This window comes from Agrobacterium sp. 22-226-1, from assembly GCF_053522345.1.
On sequence record NZ_JBNWCP010000027.1, the window covers coordinates 23140 to 29447 of the forward strand.

A 6308-nucleotide genomic window follows, 5' to 3' on the forward strand; every position below is an offset into this window, starting at 1 on the left:
GCCGCGAACAGGCGGCCGGGGCGCTGATGGAGGGAATATCCGATGCTCATTATAACGGGCTACATGCACGTCGATCCGGCCGATCTGGCGCAATTCATGACAGAACTGGATGTGCTGGCATCCGCAACACGGAAGCGTCCGGGAAGCATCACCTATGATGCCGCCGCGGTCGATCCACTATCAGGGCGATTGCTGATATCGGAACGTTGGGTCGATCAGGCGGCGCTCAGTGCTCATCTGCAGGCAGCCGACACTGTCGCCTTTGTCAGCCGCTGGAGCGGCAAAATGCGAGGCGAAATCCGGAAATACGATGCGTTGAATGAACGCGACGTCATGGATTGCTGATGCGCCTGCCTGGTTGAAGGTCTGCCTCTGCCTGGGGCCGACAGCAGAGGGGACTGCCCTCTTTGGCCGAACTGTCGTGATCTTCTCCAGGGTTTCCGGTCATCGGATAACCGGTTCGCCGTGGTAGCGGCGTCTCGAAGGCTTGGATACACCAAATCCAACTTCCATCATCAGGCGTGGGGTTTCTTTTGCCAAAGTACCCATATGGAAGCCGAAAGGATCCTCGACAAAACCCGTTCCCGCACCCCCAGTCACAGTCAAGGGACTGTCAGCACCGTAGTATTCGACGACCTCCTCCGACGGATGGCCGACCAGCATGGTCAACTGATGTTTCAGACGCCGACGTCGATGACTGCCGCGGACATACACATGCGGGCCTGCACCCTCATCGACGTCAGAGAGATAAAAGAAAAATTTCAGCATACGCCAGTCATCGAGATCAAAATGATACTTGAACGACGCACGGCTGAGATCGGTATCGGAAGCAGTCTTCGTCGGAAAACTCCACCATGTTCGGGTGGTAATCAGTTTGGCTTCACCCCCCAGATAGTGCCTTGCGACGTCGAGGAGGAGCGGATCCTGTTGTACGGCAGCCGCTGCCTTGCAATCGAGAATTCGTTCAAAATGGTGACCGCTCAGGATCGAGCGGCCAAATCGGCGCTCGGCCTCCTCATGATCTCCGGACCGGAATTCAAGCTTGCGGTCAAAATTGCCAAAGCACGGGGTTTCTTCGGCAAAGCGGGCAATCTCCTGATTTATCTCCTTCGGCAGGACAAGGCCGGTAAAGATGCCTGTTTCTTTCAGCTCTTCCGCGATGGCTTGCCCTTTGAGGGAGCCGAAGATGGAAGGTTTGGATACATTCACCGGCGGAACTGGCTTGGCCAATAACCAATGGGCCCGCCGAAACAGGGTCGTTCGGGCAAGAATAAACATCGGTAGCCATGCCGGATTTTCGCGTAAGTCGGCAAGATAAGTCGGTATGCGCACCATGATGCGGCGGAGCATCCCACCCGAGCGCGCGATTGCTTCAAGATCTTCCGACTTCGATTTGGGAGCAGCAAACATTCTCGGCCCTTTGCAAACTGCGCTTAAGGCGTGCCGGCAAAAAAGACTTCAGTCACCGGAAAATTCAATAAACGTCTCCAGCATTATTGCGGTGCAATATGATAATTGAAGTGCGATTTCTCGCCTCTGATTTAATGGCGGAGCTTATCCCAACCCTCATTGATCAAAACCCATGGACCAATTGCCTGCGACCGGTGGACATGATCTTCCGGGGGCGGCCCTGCATGACCGGTTTTCCGGCCGCGAGCAGCAAGGCGAAGAAAACCGCCCGGGCGGGACCTGTGATCATTACGGATCGCGGCTGACGTACAGCGAGTTCGAGTGCCTTACCGGAAAGCGCCGCAATGAGGCCGATGCCTTGATCGCCTCGACAGCGCTTGTTCATAACCTTGTCGTTGTGACGCGGAGTGTTCGGGATTTCGATGGCACCGGCGTGGTCGTTGTCGATCCCTGGCACGGGTGATTGTTCAGACAACAGGCATGCGCATCATGCCCGGCAGTTGTCGAGCGGGGTCAAGTGTCATTGGCGTGAGAATTGCTCGGCCTGATAGCGATGCAATGCTCACGCCAGGTCGTCTATATCGACGTTGAGTGTCTGAGCGATTTTTCGCAGGACAGTGAGGCTTCCGGCTTTTTTGCCGCTTTCAATCTCTGACAGATAGGGCGCACTTATCGAGACTTTAGTTGCGAGCTCCTTGGCGGTCATTCTTCGATGCTCGCGCCAGACTTTTACGGCGTTGTCGCCGGAAAGAAGACGATTGACGACAACGGCAGGAACGAGTTCGTCATGCCCGGCGGCGATATCAGTCTTGATCTTCTCAGCAGATGCGACGTCAGCCCTGTCCACAAGGCGTTCATATTCAGACAGGGGAAGGACGATGAGCGTTTCCCCATTTGGAGTGGTTATGGTTTGCATCATTTGCCTCCTATTCGTAGATACTGCCGCGTGCCCCGATTTTTATAACTTCCAGCACATTTCCCTGGTCGTCCATAATGATGCGCCAGTCGGCAACGCGTAAACGAATGAATTGTGAGCCAGCCAGTGTTTTTACATTGTTGGCAAGAGATTTTGGATCGCTTGCATATTGCTCTATTTTGGCTGTGATCCGCGTGGACTCGTTCGTTGGGAGCCGGCGGAGGACCTTTAGAGAAGATTTGCTGTAAGCTATCCTTTTCATCAAAAACTAATAGCATATAGCGAATTTTTTGCAAGTCGTTTGGCCGTGGGGCATTGCAGACGCATTCTTGCCGGCTGCGGAGATTTCAACACCGGTTTCCAGGCGTGTTCAGCGTGACAAGCGCTGCTCATCATCGATCAGGATCAGCTGATGCGGGAGAGTGTCTCCCCATGTCCAGAGAACGACGTTGAGGTCGGTATCAGTCGCCCCCGGAGCAAAGCTTCTGACGACTAAACCGCAAAAGCCCTCGTTTTTCAGAACCCGGGCAAGACCCTGTGTGGGTGCTTCACCGAAGACATTCATGTCGTCTCGCCAGGTCGGGGTGCCGAGGTTTTGAGCTTCAATACCATGATCATGAAGCAGGGCGCCATCGCGCGTATCGAACAGCGGTGTGATGTCCGCATCGCAGGAGACGAGAGTTGTGGGCTGTAGGCTGCCCGCCTGATTTGCTTCCTTCAGTGCCGTGATGATTGTCACTGACGTGTAGAGGGCAGGCATACCTTTCGGATTGAATCTGCCGCTATAAAGCTCGACCCCTCGTCCCGAGAGCGGCTCACGAGCATAAACGGGATTAAGCGCCCGGTAGAGTTTACCCTGGTAGTGCATCAGGTCAGGCATGCACGCCAGCGTCGATCGCGTCGATGTATTCGAGTACTTCGTGAGCGCGCCCGTCTCGAACAAGCTGCATTGCTGTGTGGCCAGAAAAGCCTGAGAGAGGCTGTGAGCGATACCATGCATATGCCATGAGCGCGGAGCCGAAACGGGCCTCCACCTTGTTGATGACTTCGATCATTTCGCGCAGTCGCCGTTGGGTTTTGTCCGACTTGATGCGTTCCTTGCGTTGTACGGCATCTTTGCCCAACCCGGCACTGCGAGCGATATCGTCGCTTGTTGTATGAAGAACGTCAGCGATTTTTCCTGGCGCGAACAGCCCGTTGTCAGCATATTGTGCGAGAGCCATGATCGCCTCCTTTGATCAGCCAAAGATATTGACGCAATATAGCGTCAAAAATACAGGCATTCAAAGTTCACGTGCCCTTATCTCTGCAAGCCACTATGTCTCAACGCTGGATGCTGGTGGCTTGGATAAGACGGCCTACATTGCGCTTTGGCTGACGTTCCCCGTGGTGGTAGTTGTGGCTGCCTGTGGTCTTTGAGAGGTTTATCGAGCGGCCCTCTACGATGTGCTGAGGCTGTCCTCGAGCCGATCTGAGGTGACGGATGGCTGATTTCAGCTCTTCCATTACCAATCAGCGAGGTATTGACTTCCAATTATCATGATTGATAATTCCAATCGCTAAGGAATTGGAAACGGGTATGTTTGAGCGTCTGGTTGAGTATCGGGTGGTGGAGGCCCTTTCAGACACCCCGGTGGTCCTGATCGTGGGGCCACGCCGGGCGGGCAAGACCACCCTTGTGCGGAAGATGGGTGAGGCTGGGCGGAGCTATATCACACTCGATGATCAGACGGTGCTTGATGCCGCGCGGTCCGATCCGGTTGGTTTCATTCGCGGTCTCGATCGTGCCATCATCGATGAGATTCAGCGCGCGCCTGATCTGTTGCTGGCAATCAAGAAGACGGTTGACGAAGACTATCGGCCCGGCCGTTTCCTCCTGACCGGGTCTGCGAATGTGCTTACATTGCCGCGGGTTGCGGACAGTCTGGCGGGCCGGATGGAAACCATTCGGATGCTCCCTCTGGCTCGCGCGGAAATAACAGGCCAGGCGCCGAATTTCCTTGAGCGCCTGTTCGCAGGGAAACTGCATGGAGACCGTGAGGCGATTGTCGGTGATGATCTTATCAAACTTGTGCTGTTTGGAGGTTTTCCTGAGGCGATCAGCCGTGAGAGCGAACGGCGACGGCAGGATTGGGCCAGATCTTATCTGACGTCGGTTCTGACACGCGACCTCAGAGATATCGCCGAGATCGAGAAGCTGACCGAGCTGCCAAAATTCGTTCGACTGCTTGCGGAGCATTCAGGGCAATTGGTTAATTATTCGCAGTTCGGCTCCAGCATTAACGTCAGCCACAAAACGGGACAGCGCTATGTCGCGCTACTGGAGCAGGTCTTTCTCGTCTCGACATTGCAACCCTGGTATACGAATGTGCTGAAACGGATCGCCAAAACGCCGAAGCTGCATTTCCTCGACTCCGGCCTCCTCGCTACGGCGCGTGGGTTAACCTTTGATCGGGTGAAGGCGGACCGCGTTGGATTTGGTGCGCTTCTGGAGAGCTTCGTGTTCGCCGAGGTCCTGAAGCTCATGACTGCGTCCGATCTGCGGCTTACACCATATCATTTTCGTGACCAACAAATGCATGAGGTGGATATCGTCCTGGAACGGGACGATGGCATGATCGTCGGGATCGAGGTCAAGGCGTCGGCGACGGTGAAATCGAGCGATTTTGCCGGACTGCGGACCTTGGCTGAAGCGTGTAAGGATCGGTTTGCCTATGGCGTTGTGCTTTACGATAGCTCTGATCTCGTGCCCTTCGGCGAGAGGTTAGCCGCCGCGCCTTTATCCGTTTTGTGGAGTTGAGCGCAGCAATCAGTGGTCTGATCAGGCTGCCGCTCTGAGGTCGAAATTCGCGTGGATCACGTCGTAGGGTACGTGAACCTTTCCGTCTTCGGTTTGTTCGAAGATACCCCAGTCCGACAACGCGGACACGTCCTCGTGCACACGCTTGACGTCACGTTCGACGGATCGGGCAAGTCCGCGTATGCTGGATGGGCCGATCTTCTGGAGATGTTCAATCAACTCCCACCTTTTGGGTGTGATGACAGAAAAAAGCTGTGCAGGCGACGAGAAGGTGAAGACTGCCACGGGCTCTGAGGGATTACCTGAGCGCATGGCGCTGGTTGCCCTGTCAAAGGCCTCATCGAGGGCCGTTTCGCTGTCTGCTCTGATTTGAATCAAGGCTTCTCTCATGGTTTCTGCCTCCTCGTGATTATCTCCTTCCGAAAATCGGACAGGAGGGCATCGGTCGTTGTGAACATGTAGGGATGCTCTTCGCCGTCAAGATGACGATGATCGCCTTTGCCGCGTTCGTTGTCGAAACCGACGATACGCCTGCCGTCCTTGCCATAAAACAGTCGATACTTGAACAGGTGGGTGCTACCGGGAACGGGTTCTGGCACCTTCCACACAACGATCTCGACAATCGCACCGTCTGGCAAAACAGTTTTCGAACGTTCGACAAGGATCGCGGCAATCATGTTGTCATTTATGCCATCGCTATGTCCCGTTGTCAAGGATGCCAGCGGAGCTTTGAGGTTAATTGGCGGCGCGCTGCAGGGTATTTATGTTTGGAATATTTTACTAACATAAATCCGATAAATACATATATTGTTATTTTTATACTTTGATGAAGGAATGAATTACCGCTTGTGGACTGAAGTGAACGATTGATCGCGCCGCGCGCCGTTGAGTTGAGGTAGGGGAGGATCGTCACTAAACATATAATTTATACTGGATCGATGTGAAAACATATAAAATATTGCAAGTGAACCATTGCTGACAGAGGGAAGGAGTTTAATTGGCGGATTTTGCTTGTTTTGCTGACAGGCAATTCGAGCCGCTTGTAACTAAATGATTTTATATAGATTTTTATATGGAGCATGGATTATTTATTGGTGGAACGAGAAGGAATCTGATTGAGAAGTGGACTGAAAAAGCGATGAAAATTGATGGCGATCGATCATAATAACAATATCATGATAT

At 53.7% G+C, this 6308-nt stretch carries 9 protein-coding genes and 1 pseudogene; 4 read left to right on the forward strand and 6 right to left on the reverse strand.

The features are described 5' to 3' along the window. Positions 1-42 precede the first annotated feature (42 nt). A complete protein-coding gene (locus ACQZ5K_RS25960; protein WP_111791735.1) occupies positions 43-345 on the forward strand; it encodes a putative quinol monooxygenase in 303 nt (100 codons plus the stop codon). 99 nt (positions 346-444) lie between these two features. Here the strand turns inward: ACQZ5K_RS25960 and ACQZ5K_RS25965 are convergent, their stop codons facing one another. Further along, complete coding sequence (locus ACQZ5K_RS25965; RefSeq protein WP_111793433.1) at positions 445-1410, reverse strand: hypothetical protein; 966 nt, start codon at positions 1408-1410, stop codon at positions 445-447. 337 nt (positions 1411-1747) lie between these two features. On the opposite strand from ACQZ5K_RS25965, the pseudogene ACQZ5K_RS25970 reads away from it, so the two are divergent. After that, positions 1748-1873 (forward strand): annotated as a pseudogene (locus ACQZ5K_RS25970) (VapC toxin family PIN domain ribonuclease); the annotation flags it as partial. Positions 1874-1972: 99 nt separating this feature from the next. Here the strand turns inward: ACQZ5K_RS25970 and ACQZ5K_RS25975 are convergent. The 3 genes from ACQZ5K_RS25975 to ACQZ5K_RS25985 form a co-directional block, all read right to left on the reverse strand. Continuing rightward, a complete protein-coding gene (locus ACQZ5K_RS25975) occupies positions 1973-2326 on the reverse strand; it encodes a helix-turn-helix domain-containing protein (protein ID WP_111802460.1) in 354 nt (117 codons plus the stop codon). Positions 2327-2696: 370 nt separating this feature from the next. After that, complete coding sequence (locus ACQZ5K_RS25980; RefSeq protein ID WP_448741927.1) at positions 2697-3194, reverse strand: RES family NAD+ phosphorylase; 498 nt, start codon at positions 3192-3194, stop codon at positions 2697-2699. Positions 3195-3198: 4 nt separating this feature from the next. After that, positions 3199-3549 (reverse strand): MbcA/ParS/Xre antitoxin family protein, encoded by a 351-nt coding sequence (locus ACQZ5K_RS25985; RefSeq protein ID WP_004444362.1) that lies wholly within the window; start codon positions 3547-3549, stop codon positions 3199-3201. Between ACQZ5K_RS25985 and ACQZ5K_RS25990 the strand changes: the two genes are divergently transcribed. Together ACQZ5K_RS25990 and ACQZ5K_RS25995 are read left to right on the forward strand one after the other, a co-directional pair. After that, positions 3548-3745, forward strand: coding sequence for a hypothetical protein (locus tag ACQZ5K_RS25990; protein ID WP_448741923.1), 198 nt, complete (start codon positions 3548-3550; stop codon positions 3743-3745). The genes ACQZ5K_RS25985 and ACQZ5K_RS25990 overlap by 2 nt on opposite strands. Positions 3746-3905: 160 nt before the next feature. After that, complete coding sequence (locus ACQZ5K_RS25995; RefSeq protein WP_111793239.1) at positions 3906-5126, forward strand: ATP-binding protein; 1221 nt, start codon at positions 3906-3908, stop codon at positions 5124-5126. 21 nt (positions 5127-5147) lie between these two features. Here ACQZ5K_RS25995 and ACQZ5K_RS26000 read toward each other — a convergent pair whose 3' ends face one another. Together ACQZ5K_RS26000 and ACQZ5K_RS26005 are read right to left on the reverse strand one after the other, a co-directional pair. Next, positions 5148-5516 carry an HVO_A0114 family putative DNA-binding protein gene (locus ACQZ5K_RS26000; RefSeq protein WP_060724531.1) on the reverse strand — a complete coding sequence of 123 codons (369 nt, stop codon included), beginning with the start codon at positions 5514-5516 and terminating at the stop codon, positions 5148-5150. Further along, positions 5513-5803, reverse strand: a complete 291-nt coding sequence (locus tag ACQZ5K_RS26005) for a toxin-antitoxin system TumE family protein (RefSeq protein WP_448741924.1) — start codon at positions 5801-5803, stop codon at positions 5513-5515. The genes ACQZ5K_RS26000 and ACQZ5K_RS26005 overlap by 4 nt, the downstream gene beginning before the upstream one ends. Positions 5804-6308: the final 505 nt, after the last annotated feature.